This window comes from Streptomyces sp. NPDC090994, assembly GCF_044768905.1.
Taxonomy (GTDB): domain Bacteria; phylum Actinomycetota; class Actinomycetes; order Streptomycetales; family Streptomycetaceae; genus Streptomyces.
In genome coordinates, this window is record NZ_JBIVWS010000031.1 from 1 (window position 1) to 18533 (window position 18533).

At 72.3% G+C, this 18533-nt stretch carries 13 protein-coding genes; 8 read left to right on the forward strand and 5 right to left on the reverse strand.

All coding sequences use genetic code 11. From position 1 onward, the window contains the following. From ACIQR3_RS34865 to ACIQR3_RS34880, 4 genes are all read left to right on the forward strand, one after another. A partial coding sequence (locus ACIQR3_RS34865) for an SDR family NAD(P)-dependent oxidoreductase (protein WP_403545125.1) occupies positions 1-5979 on the forward strand: 5979 nt, incomplete at its 5' end. Positions 5980-6022: 43 nt separating this feature from the next. After that, the gene (locus tag ACIQR3_RS34870) at positions 6023-6781 is read left to right on the forward strand and encodes an arylamine N-acetyltransferase (protein WP_403545127.1); all 759 of its coding nucleotides are present in this window, start codon (positions 6023-6025) and stop codon (positions 6779-6781) included. A 78-nt stretch (positions 6782-6859) separates the two neighbouring features. Further along, the gene (locus ACIQR3_RS34875; RefSeq protein ID WP_403545128.1) at positions 6860-8095 is read left to right on the forward strand and encodes an LLM class flavin-dependent oxidoreductase; all 1236 of its coding nucleotides are present in this window, start codon (positions 6860-6862) and stop codon (positions 8093-8095) included. 49 nt (positions 8096-8144) lie between these two features. Beyond that, entirely contained in the window at positions 8145-9329 is a 1185-nt protein-coding gene (locus tag ACIQR3_RS34880; RefSeq protein WP_403545130.1) for a cytochrome P450, read from the forward strand. Positions 9330-9448: 119 nt separating this feature from the next. Here the strand turns inward: ACIQR3_RS34880 and ACIQR3_RS34885 are convergent, their stop codons facing one another. The 3 genes from ACIQR3_RS34885 to ACIQR3_RS34895 are packed head-to-tail and all read right to left on the reverse strand — an operon-like array spanning position 9449 to position 12491. Further along, the gene (locus ACIQR3_RS34885) at positions 9449-10138 is read right to left on the reverse strand and encodes an HAD-IA family hydrolase (RefSeq protein ID WP_403545131.1); all 690 of its coding nucleotides are present in this window, start codon (positions 10136-10138) and stop codon (positions 9449-9451) included. A gap of 44 nt (positions 10139-10182) precedes the next feature. Beyond that, a complete protein-coding gene (locus ACIQR3_RS34890) occupies positions 10183-11328 on the reverse strand; it encodes a Gfo/Idh/MocA family protein (protein ID WP_403545133.1) in 1146 nt (381 codons plus the stop codon). After that, a complete protein-coding gene (locus ACIQR3_RS34895) occupies positions 11325-12491 on the reverse strand; it encodes a DegT/DnrJ/EryC1/StrS family aminotransferase (RefSeq protein ID WP_403545135.1) in 1167 nt (388 codons plus the stop codon). Before ACIQR3_RS34895 ends, ACIQR3_RS34890 begins: the two co-directional genes overlap by 4 nt. Positions 12492-12709: 218 nt before the next feature. Here ACIQR3_RS34895 and ACIQR3_RS34900 point away from each other — a divergent pair, with 218 nt between their 5' ends. Beyond that, complete coding sequence (locus ACIQR3_RS34900) at positions 12710-13144, forward strand: type II 3-dehydroquinate dehydratase (RefSeq protein ID WP_403545137.1); 435 nt, start codon at positions 12710-12712, stop codon at positions 13142-13144. A 47-nt stretch (positions 13145-13191) separates the two neighbouring features. Then, positions 13192-14052, forward strand: coding sequence for an ROK family protein (locus ACIQR3_RS34905; RefSeq protein WP_403545138.1), 861 nt, complete (start codon positions 13192-13194; stop codon positions 14050-14052). A gap of 1 nt (position 14053) precedes the next feature. Here ACIQR3_RS34905 and ACIQR3_RS34910 read toward each other — a convergent pair whose 3' ends face one another. Together ACIQR3_RS34910 and ACIQR3_RS34915 are read right to left on the reverse strand one after the other, a co-directional pair. Next, a complete protein-coding gene (locus ACIQR3_RS34910) occupies positions 14054-15091 on the reverse strand; it encodes a 3-dehydroquinate synthase family protein (protein ID WP_403545140.1) in 1038 nt (345 codons plus the stop codon). A gap of 231 nt (positions 15092-15322) precedes the next feature. Beyond that, entirely contained in the window at positions 15323-15766 is a 444-nt protein-coding gene (locus tag ACIQR3_RS34915) for a hypothetical protein (protein ID WP_403545142.1), read from the reverse strand. 512 nt (positions 15767-16278) lie between these two features. On the opposite strand from ACIQR3_RS34915, the gene ACIQR3_RS34920 reads away from it, so the two are divergent. Then, the gene (locus ACIQR3_RS34920; RefSeq protein WP_403545144.1) at positions 16279-16884 is read left to right on the forward strand and encodes a hypothetical protein; all 606 of its coding nucleotides are present in this window, start codon (positions 16279-16281) and stop codon (positions 16882-16884) included. A 132-nt stretch (positions 16885-17016) separates the two neighbouring features. Further along, positions 17017-18483, forward strand: a complete 1467-nt coding sequence (locus tag ACIQR3_RS34925; RefSeq protein WP_403545146.1) for an ABC1 kinase family protein — start codon at positions 17017-17019, stop codon at positions 18481-18483. The last annotated feature ends 50 nt before the right edge of the window (positions 18484-18533 follow it).

Genomic DNA, 18533 nt, shown 5'->3' on the forward strand with positions numbered 1-18533 from the left:
TACTGGTACCGCAACCTCCGCAACACCGTCCAATTCACCCCCGCCATCACCCACCTCCTCACCCAAGGCTTCACCACCTACATCGAAATCAGCGCACACCCCGTCCTCACCCCAAGCATCGAAGCCACAGCCGAACACACCCCAACAGGCCCCGTCCTCGTCACCGGCACCCTGCGCCGCGACCAAGGCAACACCCGACAACTCCTCACTTCCCTCGGCCACACATGGACCCGCGGCCTCCCCATCAACTGGACCACCCACCTCGGCCACAACACCGAAACACCCCCACACACCGCCTGGAACCTCCCCACCTACCCCTTCCAACACCAGCACTACTGGCTCAGAAGTGCCGCAGCCACCGACACCGTCGGCTCAGTCGCCGACCAGCTGCCGGGCCTCGCCGAACCGCCGTCGGACACCGGCGTCCTCATCGCCGGCCTCGCCGGGCAGTCCACGCCGGAACAGGAACGCATCCTGCTGGCCACCGTTCGCCGGGAGACCGCGGCCGTCCTGGGGTTCTCCTCGCCGGACGACATCGAACCGGACATGGTGTTCAACCAGATCGGCTTCGACTCGGCCACCGCCGTCCAACTGCGCAACCGTCTCAACACCCTCACCGGCCGCACCCTGCCGACCACCCTCCTCTTCGACTACCCGACACCACAGGTCCTCACCTCCTTCCTGCTGGAAGAGCTGGTCGACGACCTGCCGGCCCCCGCGACCGCGGTGCCGACGGCCGCCCCGGCTACGACCGACGAGCCGATAGCCATCGTCGGCATGGCGTGCCGGCTGCCGGGTGGCGTGACCACGCCCGAGGAACTGTGGGACCTCGTACTCGACGGCCGTGACGGCGTCAGTGACTTTCCGACGGACCGGGGCTGGGACCTGGACTCCCTCTTCCATCCCGACCCGGACCACACCGGCACCAGCTACGCCACGCAAGGCGGCTTCCTCCACGACGCGGGCGACTTCGACGCGGCCTTCTTCGGCATCTCGCCCCGCGAGGCGCTGGCCGTGGACCCGCAGCAGCGGCTCATGCTGGAGACGTCGTGGGAGGCGCTGGAGCGGGCCGGTCTGGACCCCACCGCCCTGCGTGGCACGGACGTCGGTGTCTTCTCCGGCGTGACCTACCACAACTACGGGTCGGGTGTGGAACCCGTGCCCGCCGAGCTGGAGGGCATGCTCGGTCTCGGTGCCTCGGCCAGCGTGCTGTCGGGCCGGGTGTCGTACGCGCTCGGTTTCGAGGGGCCGTCGGTCGCCGTGGACACCGCCTGTTCCTCCTCTCTCGTGGCTCTGCACCTGGCCGCCCAGGCCCTGCGGGCGGGAGAGTGCTCGATCGCGCTGGCCGGTGGTGTCACGGTGATGCCGACGCCCGGCATTTTCATAGCTTTCTCCCGGCAACGCGGCATGTCGGTCGACGGCCGCTGCAAGTCCTTCGCGGCGTCTGCCGACGGCACGGGATGGGCCGAGGGCGTGGGCGTGCTGGCTTTGGAACGGCTCTCAGACGCGCGGCGCAACGGCCACCGGGTGCTGGCGGTGCTGCGCGGCAGCGCCGTCAACCAGGACGGCGCCTCCAACGGCCTCACCGCCCCCAACGGCCCCTCCCAGCAGCGCGTGATCAAACGGGCGTTGACGGAGGCCGGGCTGACCCCCGCCGACATCGACGCGGTGGAGGCACACGGCACGGGCACCGCACTGGGCGACCCCATCGAGGCCCAGGCAATCCTGGCCACCTACGGCCAGGACCGCGAACGCCCCCTGCTGCTCGGATCGTTGAAGTCCAACATCGGACACGCCCAGGCCGCCGCGGGCGTCGCCGGCGTCATCAAGACGGTACTGGCCCTCCAGCACGGAATCCTGCCGCGCACCCTGCACATCGACGCCCCCACCCCGCAGGTCGACTGGTCGGCCGGCGCGGTGGAACTGCTGACAGAACAGCAGCCCTGGCCCGAGGTCGGACGGCCCCGGCGGGCGGGCGTCTCCGCGTTCGGCGTCAGCGGCACCAACGCCCACGTCATTCTCGAACAGGCGGAGCCCGCCTCCGTCGACACGACGTCGACCTGGCCGAAGGACGTCCCGGTACCCCTGCCGCTGTCCGGCCGCGGCGCGACGGCCCTGCGCGCGCAGGCACAGCGGCTGCTGTCCTTCCTCGTGCGGCAACCTGAACTCGATCTGCCTGAGCTGGGTGCCGCGCTGGCCCTGGGCCGAGCCGCGCTGCCGGACCGCGCGGTAATCCTCGCCGGCGACCGCAACGAGGCACTGACCGGCCTGGACGCACTGGCACGAGGCGAAACAGCACCCGGCGTCGTGACAGGCACAGCCACACGCGGACGGCTGGCCGTACTGTTCACCGGCCAGGGCTCCCAACGGCTCGGCATGGGACGTGAACTGTACGAAGCATTCCCCGTCTACCGCGAAGCGTTCGACGAAGCATGCGACGCCCTCGGCGGAAACGTCCGCGACATCGTCTTCGGTGACGACCCCGACCGCCTCAACCAGACCATGTACACACAGGCCGCACTGTTCGCCGTAGAAGTCGCCCTCTACCGGCTCATAGCCTCCTGGGGCATCACACCCGACATCGTCGGCGGACACTCCATCGGCGAGATCACAGCCGCACACATCGCAGGCGTGCTCTCGCTGGAAGACGCGGCAACACTCGTCACCACCCGCGGACGCCTGATGCAAGCACTGCCCGAAGGCGGCGCCATGATCGCCGTCGCCGCCCCCGAACACCACATCCCCCCAACGCCGGGAGTGGACATCGCAGCAGTCAACAGCCCCACCTCCACCGTCCTCTCCGGCGACGAAGAACCCGTACTCGAAGCAGCACAACAACTCGCCGCACAAGGCATACGCACCCGACGCCTCACCGTCTCCCACGCCTTCCACTCCACCCGCATGGAACCCATGCTGACCGAGTTCCAACGCGCGCTGGAAGGACTGACCTACCACACCCCCACCCTCCCCCTCCTCTCCAACACCACCGGACAACTCGCCGACCCCCAAACCCTGTGCACCCCCGCCTACTGGGCCCACCACGCACGCACGACCGTACGCTTCGCCGACGGCATCCAAGCACTGGCCGCATACGGCGTGACCACGTACCTCGAACTCGGCCCCGACAGCACCCTCACCGCCATGGCCCGCGAGAACCTGGACCACGACACCGACACCACCCTCATCCCCGCACTGCGCCGCGACACCGACGAAACCCGCACCCTCACCTCCGCCCTCGCCCAACTCCACATCGCCGGCATCCCCGTCGACCTCGGCGCCCTCCACGGCACCACGGCCCGTCCCCCGCTCATGCCCGAACTGCCGACCTACGCCTTCCAGCGCGCGCATTACTGGCTGACCGGCGAGGGCGGCCCCGGTGCCGCCGGTGATGTGTCGGCCGCCGGGGTGGACGGCCTCGGGCATCCGCTGCTGGGCGCGGTGGTCGAAGTACCGGAGTCGGGTGAGGTGCTGTTCACCTCGCGCCTGTCGCTCACCACGCACCCGTGGCTGGCCGACCACGTCGCGGCCGGGGCGGTACTGCTGCCCGGTGCGGCCTTCGTGGAACTGGCGTTGCGCGCCGGTGACGAGGTCGGCTGCGGTGCCGTCGAGGAGCTGGTGATGGAGGCTCCCCTGGTCCTCGCGGAGGGCGTCGCCGCGCAGGTGCGGGTCGGCGTCGCGGCTGACGACGGTACCGGCCGGCGTGCCGTGCGCGTCCACTCCCGTGCCGAGGACGCCGGGCTGGGAACGCCGTGGACGCGGCACGCCTCCGGCACGCTGCGTCCTGCGGATGACACGGACACGGTCGCGGACACGGCCGAGGCCACGTCGATGGCCGACCTGACGGTCTGGCCGCCGGCCGGTGCGGTGGCCGTGGATCCGGCGGACGTCGAGGGGCTGTACGACGGTCTGGAGCAGGCCGGGTACCGGTACGGGCCCGTGTTCCAGGGGCTGCGGGCGGCCTGGCGCGGTGACGGCGCCGTGTACGCGGAAGTGGCCCTGCCCGACGACCACGAGGACCGGGCGGCCGCCTTCGGACTGCATCCCGCGCTGCTCGACGCCGCGATGCACACCCTCGCCTTCCACGAGCGTGACGAGTCCGAGCCCCAGCTGGTACTGCCCTTCGCCTACCGTGACGTGACGCTGCACGCGTCCGGTGCCTCGGTGTTGCGGGTCCGGGTGACCCCGAGCGGCACGCACACCATGGCCCTCGAACTGGCCGACGGTGCCGGTGCCCCGATCGCGTCGCTCGGGTCGGTGGTGTCCCGGCCGGTCGACCCCGGGCAGCTCACCGGGACGGCGGCCACGGCGGACCGGCTGTTCCGCGTCGCCTGGGAGGAGGTGCCGATACGGGGTGAGTCCCGGGCCCTGCGTCCGGTGCCGGTGGCCGACGCCGGCGACGTGCACCGGCTGTCCGCCGCGCCCGAGACACCGGACACGCTGCTGCTGGACCTCCGCGGTGCGGCAGCCGATGTGCCGGAGACGGCCGATGTGCGGGAGGTGACCGGACGGGCGTTGCGGGTGGCGCGGGCGTGGCTGGCCGAGCCGTCGCTGCTGTCCAGCAGGCTGGTCGTGGTGACGCGGGGTGCCGTCGCCGTCCGGGAGGGCGAGCCGGCCGACCCGGCGACGGCCGCGGTGTGGGGCCTGATGGCCTCCGCGCAGGCGGAGAACCCGGGGCGTGTCGTTCTCCTGGACGCGGACCCGGGTACCGATACCGACTGGGCCACCGGTGCGCTCGCTCAGCTCCCTGCCGCCGACGAGCCGCAGTTGGCCCTGCGGGACGGTCGGTGGTTCACCCGGCGGCTCGTCCGGGCGACGGCGGAGGATGACGTGCCGGACGCCGGTCCGGGCGACGGCACCGTCCTCGTCACCGGCGGTACCGGTGCCCTCGGCGCGGTCGTGGCCCGGCACCTGGTGGCGGTGCACGGGGTGCGGAGTCTGGTGCTGGCCGGGCGGCGCGGGGAGCAGGCCCCCGGTGCCGCCGGACTCGCGGCGGAACTGGCGGCGGCGGGGGCCCGGGTACGCGTCGCGGCGTGCGATGTCGCGGACCGGGACGCCGTGGCGGCGCTGCTGGGCGAGATGCCCGCCGACGCACCGCTGACCGCCGTAGTCCACGCGGCGGGTGTGCTGGACGACGGGGTGCTGACCGCCCTGACGCCGGAGCGGCTCGACACGGTGCTGCGGGCCAAGGCCGACGGCGCGCGCCACCTGGACGAGCTGACCCGGGACTCCGGACTCGCCGCGTTCGTCCTGTTCTCCTCCGCCGCCGGTGTCCTGGGCAACCCGGGGCAGGGCAATTACGCCGCCGCCAACGCCTACCTCGACGCGCTCGCGCACCGGCGCCGCGCCGCGGGCCTGCCCGCCGTGTCGCTGGCGTGGGGCATGTGGGAACAGGCCGCCGGTACCGGTATGACTGGGCGGCTCGCGGCCACCGAGCGGCCCGAGCGGCACCGGACGGCGCGAGGCGGTGTCGCCGCACTGGCACCCGCCGAGGGCATGCGGCTCTTCGACGCCGCGCTGCGCACCGGCCTGCCCGTGGTGGTGCCGATGAAACTGGACCTCGCCGCCCTGCGCGCCCAGGCCGCCGCCGGACCCGTCGCCCCGCCGATGCGGACCCTGGTGCCCCCGGCACGACGGGCGCCGGCGGTCGCCGCCGAGGAGGAGCCGGTGTCCGCGCGGCTGGCCGGTCTGGACGCGGAGGAACGGGAGGGCGTACTGCTCGGCCTGGTGCTGCGGGAGGCCGGGCAGGTCCTCGGGCACACGCCGGCCACGGCGGCCACCGCCCTCGACCCGGACGTGGTGTTCACCGAGATCGGCCTGGACTCCCTGACGGCGGTGGAACTCCGCGACCGCCTGGCCCGGCACACGGCGCTGCGGCTGCCGCCCAGCTTCGTCTTCGACCACCCGACCCTGCGGATGCTGGCCCGGCAGTTGCGGGACGAACTGAGCGGTCCGAACCCGGACATGGATGCGAACTCATGACACACGTCATGCGGGCGAGAAGCGAACGAGAGAGGGACCGCACATGTTCAGCACCGACGCCTACCTGGCGCGGCTGGGATTCGACCGGCCACCCGCGCCCACCCTGGTCAACCTGCGGCGGCTGCACCGCAGTCACCTCACGTCCGTCCCCTACGACACCGCGCACACCCACCGGCTCAGCGCGGTGAACATGGCGGACATCGACGTCGACAAGGCCTTCGAGGCCATCGTGCCGACCGGCGCCGGCGGCATGTGCCTGGAGCTGAACACCCTGTTCGCCCGGCTCCTGCGGGAACTGGGCTACGACCTGGACGTGCTCAGCGGCGGCACCTACCTGCCCGGTGACACCTTCGCGCCCGACCCGGAGCACATGCTGATGCTCGTCCGGATCGACGGCGAGGAGTGGCTGGCCGACGTCGGACACGCCGGGCTCTGCTTCACCGAGCCGCTGCGCCTGGTGGAGGACGAGCCGCAGTGGCAGTACGGCTGCGCGTTCCGGCTGGTGCGGCGGGACGGGTTCCTCGTGCTCCAGGCCAGGACGCTGGGGCACGACTGGCGCACCACCTACCGTTTCACCACCGCGCCCCGGACCTACGACGCCTGGGAGGGAGTTGGCGGCGGCAACGGGCCGGCCATCCTCGCCGCGATGCGCCGGCGCCGGCGTGCCACCGAGCGGGGACAGGTGTTCCTCACCAACAACATGTTCACGACCGTCGAGGACGGCCACGAGAAGGTCTCCGTCCTCGTCGACCCCGCACAGCGTGCCGAGGTGATCGCCACCTACTGGGAAGGCCGCGACTGACCCGTCCGGTGCCGTCGCCCCCGCCCCGTCTCCGTCCCCGTTCCCGGCCGACCGCCGGCAGAGGAAAGTGATGCGCCCATGAAGTTCGGCCTGTTGTACGGTGCCCAGCTGCCCCGTCCCTGGACCGAGGATTCCGAATACCGGCTCTTCCACGACATGCTGGCGGAGATAGAACTGGCCGACCGGCTGGGCTTCGACCATGTGTGGTGTCCCGAGCACCACTTCCTGGAGGAGTACTCGCACATGTCCGGGCCGGAGGTGTTCCTCGGCGCGGTCAGCCAGCGCACCAGCCGTATCCGGATCGGGCACGCCGTCGCCCTGATGCCGCCGGGTTTCAACCCGACCGCGCGGATCGCCGAGCGGATCGCCACGCTGGACCTGCTGTCCGGCGGACGCGTGGAGTTCGGCACCGGCGAGTCGACCACCCCCACCGAACTGGCGGGGTTCGGTGTGGAGCGTGCCGTCAAGCGGGACCAGTGGGCGGAGGCGGTGGACGCCGTGGCCCGCATGTTCGTGGAGGAGCCGTTCGCCGGGTACGAGGGCAAGTACGTCTCGGCGCCGGTCCGCAACGTGCTGCCCAAGACCCGGCAGAAGCCGCACCCGCCGATGTGGATGGCCTGCGGCAACCGGGAGGCCATCCGGCTCGCTGCCGCCAAGGGGCTCGGCGCGCTCAACTTCTCGTTCTTCGGCCCGGCCGAGACGAAGAAGTGGGTCGACGCCTATTACGAGGGCATCGAGTCCGCGGACTGCGTGCCCGCCGGGTTCGCGGTCAACGCGCAGGTCGCCGCGACCATCCCGATGTTCTGCCACCAGGACGAGGCGACAGCCGTGGAACGCGGCGCCGACGGCGTCCAGTTCTTCAACTTCGGACTCGGCTTCTACGCTGGTTTCGGCGCCGCCGCCCCTGGCCGGACCCGGCTGTGGGAGACGTTCCAGCGCGACCGCGACCGCTACGGCATGGGCCGTGCGGCCTTCGGCAAGCCCGGTATGCCGCTGGGCAACCCGGCGCGCGGCGCGGTGGGCACCCCGGAGCAGATCCGGCGGTTCCTGCGGCAGCACGAGGAGGCCGGCCTCGACCAGGCGATCTTCCTGGTGCAGGGCGGCGGGACCCGGCACGAGCACGTCTGCGAGTCGCTGGAGCTGTTCGCCCGCGAGGTGATGCCCGAGTTCAAGGAGCGGCACGAGCGGGCCGAGCGGGCGAAGGCCGCCCGGCTGCGGCCCGCCCTCGATGCCGCCCTGGCCCGGCGTGAACCGCCCCGCACGGCCGATCCCGCCTACGTCATCCCCGCCCGCAGCCCCAACCCGGCCCCCTGACCCCCTTACCGACCCGCTGACTCACGACATGAGGAGATCGCGTAACGCCATGGCTCGGACACCGGAAGAAGAGATGCGCATCCTCGACCCGCAGAGCGTCGCCGAGGAGCTGCGCAAGAACGGTCCGCCGCGGCGGATCGAGATGCACGGCACCGCCGCCTGGCTCGTGTCCCGGTTCGACGAGGTACGTGAGTGCCTCGCGCACCCCAGGATGAGCCCGGCCGCCGCCTACGCCGCTTCACAGGGGCAGACGACCCCGGTGAGCGGGCTGTTCGAGGACACGCTGATGGGCACCAACCCGCCCGAGCACACCCGGTTGCGCCGGTTGCTGGGCACGGCGTTCACCGCGCGCCGGGTGGAGGCCCTGCGGCCGCGCGTGCAGGAGATCACCGACGGTCTGCTGGACGCCGTCGCCGCCGACGGCCGGGCGGACCTGGTCTCCGCGCTGGCCGTCCCGCTGCCCATGCAGGTGATCTGCGAGCTGCTCGGCGTGCCCATCGCCGACCGCACCGAGTTCCACCAGTGGGCCGACCTGATGCTGCTGCCGCCCTTCGACCCGGAGTCCGCCGCCCGCTCCGCGGACGCCTCCGCGAAACTGTGGTCGTACGTGGAGAACCTGGCCGAGGAGCGGCGCGAGGACCCCAGGGACGACCTGATCAGCGCGCTGATGTCGGCGCACGAGGACGACCGGCTCAGTCACCGCGAGGTGGTCTCCACCGCCCGCATGATGCTGATCGCCGGCTACGAACTGACCGGCAGCTTCATCAGCAACGCCGTCTTCTCGCTGCTGACCCGGCCGGACCAGCTCGACCTGCTGCGCGCGGACCCCGAGCTGGCCGGCCGGAACCTGGACGAGCTGCTGCGGCACGCCGGGCCCGGCGTCCTCGTCGTGCGCTTCGCCAACGAGGACGTCGAGATCGGCGGCGTCACGATAGCCGCGGGCGAGCAGGTGCTGCTGGACATGGACGCCGCCCACTCCGACCCCGCGCACGTCACCGACGGAGAGCGGCTGGACCTCACACGGGGCAACGTGATGCACCTCCAGTTCGGCCAGGGCGTGCACTACTGCATCGGCGCGCCGCTGGCCCGCGTGGAGGCGCAGACCGCGCTGGAGAGCCTGTTCCGGCGCTTCCCCGACCTGCGCCTGGCCGTACCGGCCGCCGAGGTCGCCGCCAAACCCAACCCGTTCATCCGTTCCCTGACGTCCTTGCCGGTGGAGTTCGCTCCCCGGTGAGCACAGCCGACGGCGGTGCGCGGGGCTGCCGGTCCGGCCTCCCTGCGCACCGCCGTCGACGCGTCCGGGGTGTGAGGCACCGGGGTGCCGGACGCCCCGAGTCCCGCACGTCCCGATTGTCAGGACACCGGCACCGCCGGGCACAGCGCCAGGAGTTCCGCCGGGTGCCGCAGGACGACATCGGGGTCCGCGGCGAGCAGTGTCGCCTCGTCCGTCTCGCCCCACAGCGCGGCCACCGCGGTGACGCCCGCGCCGCGGGCGCTGGCGAGGTCGGTGACGGCGTCGCCGACCATCACCGTCCGCCCAGGGTCGGCGCCCAGCAGCTCCATCGCCTTGAGCACGATGTCGGGCGCCGGCTTGGCCCGCGCCACCTCGTCCGAGCCGAGGACGGCGTCGAACCGGTCGCGGATGCCGATCGTGTCCAGCAGCGAACGGGCCCGCGGGCCGCTCTTGCCGGTGGCCACGGCCAGCCGTACCCCCCGGCGGCGCAGCTCCCCCAGCAGCTCCGGCACGCCGTCGAACACCTTCACCAGGTGGGCGAGCCGGTAGCTCTCGCGGACGAAGGGTTCCTCCATCTCCAGCGGCAGTCCCATGATGCGCATGATGTCCGGGAAGTAGCGGCCCAGGTGCCGGTTGTACTCCGCGAACGGCGGCTCGCCCGGGCCGACGACCTCCGCGTAGGCGAGGGTGAACGCCTCGCGCATCACCGCGAAGCTGTCGACGAGGACACCGTCGAGATCGAAGACCACCGAGGTGACGCCAGAGGCGGAAGGAGGGGAAGGAGGGGAAGGTGCGGGCTGGTTGTTCATCGGGGACTCCCGTGGAACGTGGTCGCGGCGCACGCCGGGTGCGGTCACACCGGGGCGGACTCCCGGACCTCCTGGACGGTGCGGGCCGAGGTGTAGACCCGCTCGATGGCGCCGATGGTGCGGCGCGCCTCGTCGATCGCCCGGCCCCGTGCGGCCGGGTCGTGCAACAGGCCGGGCAGCAGGGCGAGCTGCCGGTCGTACTCGGCGCCGACGCGTTCCGTCGGCACGGCGAGCTGGCGCGTGGTGCCGTCGGCGGTGCGGGTCAGCACGGACTTCCCGAGGCGGTTGGGGCTGAAACCGAAGGTGCAGCGCAGGGTCACGCTGCCCGCGCTGCCGTCGACGGTGACGCGGGTGGTGTCCACCGCCTCGTGCGAGGCCCAGCTCGCGTGCAGGACGACGGACCGGCCGTCGTCGGTGACGAGGAAGCCGCGCGCGGTGTCCTCGACGTCGGTGCCGCCCCCGGCCGTGCCGCCGTCGCCTTCGGCATCGTTGTCGTCGTCGCGCCAGGCGGCCCGGGAGGACGCCTGGGCGATGAAGTCGGCGGAGACGGTGCCGATGGCGTGCCGGAAGGCGGCGGTGCCCAGCAGCGGTACGGCGATGTCGAGGAGGTGCCAGCCGAGGTCGACCAGCGCCCCGCCGCCCGCCAGCGACCGCTGGGTGAACCAGCCGCCCCGGTCGGGCACCCCGCGCGCCCGTACCCAGGCCAGTTCCACGTGCCGGACCTCGCCCAGGCGTTCGGCGGCCCGGTACAGGCCGCGTACGTCGGCGCGGTGCCGGGCCGCGCTGCCGGCCAGCAGCACCGTGCCGCCCGCGCGTTCGGCGACGGCCAGCCGTTCCGCCTCCTCGGAGGTCAGGCAGACCGGCTTCTCCAGGAACACCGGGATGCCCTTGGTGAGCAGTTCGCAGGCGACGGCGCAGTGCAGGTGGTTGGGGACCGCGACGACCGCGAGGTCCACCTCGGCGGGATCGAGGTCGGCGACGGCAGCCAGCACCGACAGCCCGGTCGCGTCCGCCCCCTGCGAGCCGGTGACGGCGGCCCGGCCGCGCTCGTCGGGGTCGACGGCGGCGGTCACGGTGAAGGCGGGGCTGCGCAGCAGCCGGGGCAGCCAGATCGAGCGGGCGGCCCAGCCCAGGCCGATCACGGCGGTGCGGACGGGCGGCAGGGGCGGGGGCGGGGGCGGGGCGCTCATGCGCTCGCGAGCACGTCGGCGATGACGGCGGCGACCTCGTGCATCTGCTCCTCGCTGCCCAGCAGCGTACGGTGGTGCAGCCACACGGAGTCCCGGGTGAGGGCCTCGGAGTGCGGGCAGCGGCGGGCCAGTTCCTCCACGGTCAGCTCCGGCGCCGCGACCTCCCAGAAGGCGTCGGTACGGTAGACCGCGCGGAACCCGACGAACGCGGGCAGCCCCCGCTCGATGAGGGTGTCCACGACCCGTGCGCGCCGCTCCTCGGTGATGCCCGGCACCCGGAACATCGCCATGTAGTGCGGGTTGCGGTCACCGCGCTCGTCGCGTGCCTGCGGGACGACGCCGGGGATCTCGGCCAGCAGCCGGCTCAGCACCGGCCAGCGTGCCTCGCGTGTGTCGATCTGTGCGTCGAGCCGGGCGAGTTGCGCGCGCAGCACCGACGCGGAGAACTCGTTGAGGCGGAAGTTGGAACCGGACGTACGGTGGAAGTAGCCGCGGTCGGTGCGCGGCCGGCCGCAACTGTGCCGCACGAAGCCCTTCTCGTACCCTTCGGCGTCGGGGAAGAGCACCGCGCCGCCCTCACCGGCGGTCATCAGCTTGCCGTTCTGGAAGCTGAACGCCGCGACCGAGCCCAGCTCCCCGACCCGCTGGCCGCGCCACCGCGCGCCCTGCGCGTGGGCCGCGTCCTGGACCAGTGGCACGCCCGAGTCGGCGGACAACTTGCCCAGCGCGTCCATGTCGCACATCTGGCCCGCCATGTGCACCGGCATGATGGCCGCGGTCCGCGGCCCGATCGCGGCCTCGACCGCCGCCGGGTCGACACAGTACGTACCCGGGTCGACGTCGACCGGCACGGCCACCGCGCCCAGCCGCTGCGCGGCCTGCGAGGAGGAGATGAAGGTGAACGCCGGGACGATGACCTCGGAGCCGGCGCCGACGCCGAGGACTTCGAGGGCGAGTTCCAGCGCGTGTGTGCCGTTGGTGACCGCCAGGGCGTGCGGACTGCCGTGGGCGGCGGCGAACTCGGCCTCGAAGGCGTCCACCTCACCGCCGCCGATCCGCCACCACTGGCCCTGTTCCAGCGCCCGTATCAGTCCCTCGCGTTCCGCGTCGTCGTACTGCGGCCAGCCGGGCAGCTCGGATTCCAGGCGCACACCCTTGCTCATGGTTTCCCCACTTCTCTCGACGCTTCTCTCGACGCGATATGCGGAGGCGATCGCATCATGACGCTAACCGGCCGACGGCAGCCGCGCCATTCCCCCTCAACACCCCCCTAGCAGCCCCTGAAAACGGCTCCCGGGTATACGGCGGGCATTCGGCGGGGCGTACGCCGCGAGGCCCGTGCTATAGATGGAAGTCCGTGACGAACCGGGTGAGGTGCGCTGTGAGCAGGCTGTTGTTGGTGAACGGGCCGAATCTCGGAATACTCGGAACACGCCAGCCCGAGATATACGGAACCGATACCTTGCAGGACATCGAACGCTGGGTGGGCGAAGAGGTCGCGGAGCGCGGCTGGAAAGTGGACTCTTATCAGTTCGACGGTGAGGCGGAGATCATCCGCACCATTCAGGGGAACTACGACACCGTCGGCGCCATCATCAATCCGGCCGCCCTGATGATGGCCGGCTGGGGTCTGCGTGACGCCCTGGCGAACTATCCGCGGCCGTGGATCGAAGTGCACCTGTCGAATGTGTGGGCCCGTGAGCAGTTCCGCCACGAGTCGGTGACCGGGCCGCTGGCGTCCGGCGTCGTCTTCGGGTTCGGGGCGCTGGGGTACCGGCTCGCCGCCCGTGCCCTGCTCGAGAAGGTGCCGGCCTGACCGCCGGGGCCGCCGGCCGGCTGGGCATCGACATCGGCGGCACGAAGGTGGCGTTGCGCGTCGAGCACGACGACGGTGACGTGGCGGAGTCGTCGTTCCGGTGGGCCGGCCGGGCCTCCGGCCCCGAGGACGATCTCGGCCTGCTGGCCCGGCACGTCGGGGAGTTGTGCGCGGGGCGCCCGCAGGGGCTGCGCGGCGTCGGGGTCGCCCTGCCGGCCACGCTCGACGCCGCCGGCACGGTCACCGTCTGGCCGGGCCGTCCCGCCTGGGCCGGGTTCGGTCTGGGCGCCGCCCTGTCCGCGCTCTTCGGTACCGCCGAGGTGGCGTGCGCCGACGACGGTGACCTGGCCGCCCTCGCCGAGGCGGACGCGGCCGGCTGCGCGGACCTGCTCTACCTCGGCGTCGGCACGGGTGTCGGTGGCGGTCTGGTGCTGGCCGGGCGCCCCGTTCCCGGCGTGGGGCGTGGTTCCTGCGAGGTCGGCCACCTGGTCGTCGACCGCGACGGACCGCTGTGCGACTGCGGACGGCGCGGCTGTGTGCAGGCGGCGGCCTCGGGCCCGGCGACGCTGCGCCGCGCGGCCCGGCACCGGGGAGCGGAGGTGCCGTTCACCGCCTTCCGGCAGGCCGTGTCCGACGGCGAGCCGTGGGCCGTGGCGGCGTTGCGGGAGAGCTGCGCCGCGCTCGCCGCTGCCGTGGCCGGCGTCTGCGAACTGACGCACCCCGCGCTGGTCCTCGTCGGCGGCGGCTTCGCCGCGGCCGTGCCGGACCTCGTGCCGATGGTGGCCGAGCGGACCGCGGCCCTGCAACGCCCCGGGCACCCGCTGCCCCCGGTACGTCCCGCGCTGCTGGGCGGGCTGTCCTCCCTGCACGGCGCGGTGCTGCTGGCCCGGGGCCTGCCGGCGGGGTAGCTCAGTCAGGTGCCCGGTCCATCCCGGCCAGTGCCGAGGCGACGGTCTCCTCGGGCACCCCGGACACCAGTTCGGGGCCGTCCGGGCCGTCGAGGACGAAGGTCAGCCCGTGCGTCGCCTTCTTGTCCAGCCGCATCACCTCGATCAGGCGCCGCGCGTCGACCCCGGCCGGCAGCGCGGTCGGCAGGCCGTAACCGCGCACCACCTCCAGGTGCTCGGCCGCCCGTGCCGCGTCGATCCGGCCGAGGGCCAGCGCGAGACGGCCCGCGAACACCGTGCCGACCGCCACCCCCTCGCCGTGCTTCAGCGCGAAGTCGGTCGCGATCTCCAGGGCGTGTCCCAGGGTGTGGCCGTAGTTGAGGATGTGCCGGCGCCCCGCGTCCCGTTCGTCGGCGGCGACCACCGACGCCTTGAGTGCCACGCTCGCCGCGATCTGCTCCGGCAGCGGCAGCCCGCGCAGGTCGCCGGCGCCGATGAAGTGGCAGCGGGCTATTTCCCCGTATCCGTTGAGCATCTCCCGCTCGGGCAGCGTGCGCAGGTGGTCGGTGTCGCACAGCACGGCGGCCGGCTGCCAGTAGGCGCCCAGCAGGTTCTTGCCCTCGGGGAGGTTGACCGCCGTCTTGCCGCCCACGCTGGCGTCCACCTGGGCCAGCAGTGAGGTCGGCAGGTGCACCACGGGCACCCCGCGGTGGTACAGCGCGGCGGCCAGTCCCACGACGTCGGTGGTGGTGCCACCGCCGCAGGAGACGACCGCGTCGGAGCGGGTCAGCCCGAACCGCACGAAGGCACGGCCCAGTTCCTCCACGGTCGCCAGTGTCTTGTCCGCCTCGCCGTCCCGGGCCCGCAGCACCACCGACGGCACCCCCGGGTCCGGCAGCCACTCCTCGGGCCGCGCGGACACCATCGCCACCCGCCGCGCACCGAGCCCGGCGAGGATTCCGGCCAACGAGTGCCGGACGCCCGGCCCGATGTCGACGGGGTAGGAGCGTTCGCCGAGTTCGACCATGACACGGGTGTGCGGCTGAGCCGACGCCGTCATGCGCTGTCCGTCCTTCCGCGTACGATGCCCGGCCGCCCGCCGGCACCGGTCCCGGCACCATGCCTACCCGGACCCGCGCGGCGGTCAACCGCCTTCCGGCCGGCGGGTGTCCGGTCGGCCGACAGCCGGACGTCAACTCCGGCCCGCGCCCTTCCGACCGTGCGGCCGCGGGCACCGCGAGCGGGCTGACGAGCCACGAAGCGAACCTTCCGAGCGGAAGCCAGGCATGTGTCAGTTGTCGTACCGCTTGAGGTAGAGCTGCTTGCCGTACTCCTGGCCCAGCCACAGGCGGCGGTCCTCCCCGAAGTCGGCGAGGTCGGGGTTGTCGAAGGTGTGCGGGTGGTCGGTGTCGCCGTTGACATGGACGACGACGCGGTCCAGGCACCACGCGGGGTCGGGGCCCACGGGCTCGAACCTCACGTAGACGGGGTAGCGGTCGAGGTCGTCGGTGTCCAGTTGCGGCCTGCGCGGGTCGTTGTAGGCGGCGTTTCGGACGTTGGCGTCCTCGCCGAGCACGAAGGTCCAGTTGTCACCGGTCCGGGTGCCGCCGGCGGTCCCGCCGGCGTCGAGTACGAACTCGCGGCCGGCGACACCCAGATAGACCCACCCCTGTGTACCCCCGTGCGGTACGTCAGCGGTACGCACATGCGCCTCGATTCTCGTGATCCTCGCCATGGGGATGCCCTCCTTTCTCCCGCCGAGTTTCCCGGGCGGGTGACCTCCGAATCTTTTCGGGATTGATTCCCAGGTACGCCGAGGCGAATCCATGCCGACCGTGATGATTTTCCCGTTGTCGAGATGTCGGGATACTCGTCCGGCACCGCCGGGACGGTGCTTCTTGCGGCGCGTGACGTCGAGGCCAGGGGTGAGATCATCTTCATGTGAGCAGTCGGCCATGATGCGATCGTGCGACCGCAACCTCCTGGCCACGCCAGTGCGCCCCTCGTGAACCCACGGCGCACGACGGCGCGCGAATACGGTGAGAAAGAGCGCTTCGCTCGATTGAATGAAATAGATATGGGGAGCGTTTTCGGCCGACTCCACCGGCCAGGATGAGGGAAGCCGGAAGCCTGCCGCATTTCTCCTCCCCGCACCTCTCGGAAAGGGCACATCGCATGTCCCGTCGCCATTCCCGTACGTCATTCAGTCACGCACTGCGCAATATCGTGCGCGCCACGGAGGATCTCGTGGACGACGCCCTGGACAGAGCAGGGGATTTCGAGAGCGGCCTGCGGAGTTCGGTCAGCCGGGCGCTGGACGACGATGACGACCGCGACCGTGGCCGCCGCGGTCACGACGACCGCCACGGCCACGACGACCGCCGCGACCGTCATGACCGCCGCGACCGCGGTCACCGCGGTGACCGTCACTGCGACGACTACGACGGCTGTGACGACGACCACGACGATGACGACCGCGACGATGACGACCACGACCGGGGCGGGCGCCGCGGCCGTCGGCGCCGGCGCGGTGACGGCCGCCGGCCCGGTGACGGATCGCGGCACCGGCTCCGCCCGGACGAGGGAGAGCCCTACGCGTCCGGCCCCCGGCGGGAACCGCGGATCCGGCCGGACGACGACCACCCCGACGACGACCCGGACGAACTGACGGCGTTGAGGGACCAACTGGAACTGCTCCGGGGGCGGATGGACCGGCGCTGGGGCGAGGGGGACGACCACCCCGGGGGCCGGGGCAGGGTGCCGAGGGCACGCGGGGCGGAGGACGCGGAAGCCCTGAGGGACGAGGTGGCGCGCCTGGCCGACCGTATCGACCGTATCCGTGATGCGCGCTGACCCCCCGCTCGCCCGCCCGCGCCGGTACGGACCCGGACGGTACGGATTCGGGTGGGACGGGACCGGACCGGGAAACGCGGACCGCACGGCACGGGAGCGCGGCAGGTGAGTGCGGGCCGGGGACGCGTGCTGATGCGCGTACTCGCCCACCTGGTCCGGCAGGAGGCCATGCCCGCCGGCCGGGCGGAGGAGGGGGCCGTACGCCGGGCCCGCAACGTCCGCCGGGCGCTGGAGAGCCTCGGGCCCTTCTATGTGAAGGTCGGCCAGATGCTGGCCACCCGGCCCGACATCGTGACCCCGCAGATGATCGACGAGTTCGAGAAGCTGCAGGACGGGGCGTCGCCCGCCCCGTTCCGCGACTTCGAGCCGGTGCTCCGCAGGGAGCTGGGGCCGGGGTGGGTCCGGCGGTTCCGCGACTTCGACACCGAACGCCCGCTGGGCACCGCGTCCCTGGCCCAGGTGTACCGGGCGGAACTGCCCGGCGGACGGCCGGTCGCGGTGAAGATCCAGCGTCCCGGTGTGCGCGAGACGGTCGAGGCGGACATGAAGCTCATGGGCTCCCTGTCCCGTTTCGCCTCCCGGCGGACCTGGCGTTTCAACGAGGTCATCGACGTCGAGGCCATGCTCAACGTGGTCTTCGACGCGATGCGGCCCGAGCTGGACTTCGTGATGGAAGCCCGGAACATGACCGAGGCGGCCAAGGCGGCGGAGGACTTCGACTACGTGGCGGTGCCCGAGGTCGTCGAGGCCACCGGGCGGGTCCTGGTGCAGGGGCTCGCCCCCGGGACGCCGATCCGGGAGGCCGACAAGGACCGGTTCGACGCCGAGGAGCGCCGGGCCATCGGTCAGGACCTGCTCGCCTTCATGTACCGGGGCTACTTCGTCGACCGGATCTTCCACGCGGACCCGCACCCGGGGAACATCTTCGTGGAACCCGGCCACCCGGCCACCATGATCGACTGGGGCATGGTCGGGCGCATCGACCGGCCCATGAGCACCAGCATCCTGCTGCTGCTCCTCAACCTGGCGATGAACGACGGGGCCGGGACGGCCCGGGCCTGGGTCGACATGGGGAGCGCCACCTCCTGGGCGAACACGGCGGCGTTCGCCGGTGACATGGCCTCGCTGGTGCCGCAGATCGCCACGGCCTCCCTGGAGGAGCTGAACTTCGGGGTGACCCTCACCGCCGTGCTGCAGCACTCCACCCGCCGGGGCATCCGCACCAGCCCCATGGTCTCCATCCTGGGCAAGTCCTTCGCCAACATCGAGGGGTCCATCCGGCACCTGTGCCCGGAGCTCTCCCTCATCGACGTCTTCTCCCAGGAACTGGTCGGCATCGTCACCGACCTGGTCAAGGAGTCGCTCTCCCCGCAGCAGGCGGTCCGTACGGCCCTGGAGGTGATCACGGCCGGTGCCTCCGCCCCCCAGCAACTGCGGGGGATCACCAAGGACCTGTCCAACCAGGACCTGACCATGCGCATGAACCTCAACGGTTCCCGCTCGTCCAGCCGTTCCTCCGGCCTGCGCAAGGGCGCGGCGGAGGTGTCCCTCGCGCTCGCCACCACGATGTTCTGGAACCACTACGCGAAGGACCGGTGACCAGCGTGTCACCGCTCCCCGCCTGCCGGCCTGTCCGCAGGGAGGAAGCC

Coding starts and splice junctions, on each gene's coding strand:
- ACIQR3_RS34915 (WP_403545142.1), bottom strand. CDS start 15,766: ATGGCGAGGATCACGAGAATCGAGGCGCATGTGCGTACCGCTGACGTA.
- ACIQR3_RS34890 (WP_403545133.1), bottom strand. CDS start 11,328: ATGAGCGCCCCGCCCCCGCCCCCGCCCCTGCCGCCCGTCCGCACCGCC.
- ACIQR3_RS34910 (WP_403545140.1), bottom strand. CDS start 15,091: ATGACGGCGTCGGCTCAGCCGCACACCCGTGTCATGGTCGAACTCGGC.
- ACIQR3_RS34880 (WP_403545130.1), top strand. CDS start 8,145: ATGGCTCGGACACCGGAAGAAGAGATGCGCATCCTCGACCCGCAGAGC.
- ACIQR3_RS34875 (WP_403545128.1), top strand. CDS start 6,860: ATGAAGTTCGGCCTGTTGTACGGTGCCCAGCTGCCCCGTCCCTGGACC.
- ACIQR3_RS34925 (WP_403545146.1), top strand. CDS start 17,017: ATGCGCGTACTCGCCCACCTGGTCCGGCAGGAGGCCATGCCCGCCGGC.
- ACIQR3_RS34885 (WP_403545131.1), bottom strand. CDS start 10,138: ATGAACAACCAGCCCGCACCTTCCCCTCCTTCCCCTCCTTCCGCCTCT.
- ACIQR3_RS34895 (WP_403545135.1), bottom strand. CDS start 12,491: ATGAGCAAGGGTGTGCGCCTGGAATCCGAGCTGCCCGGCTGGCCGCAG.
- ACIQR3_RS34870 (WP_403545127.1), top strand. CDS start 6,023: ATGTTCAGCACCGACGCCTACCTGGCGCGGCTGGGATTCGACCGGCCA.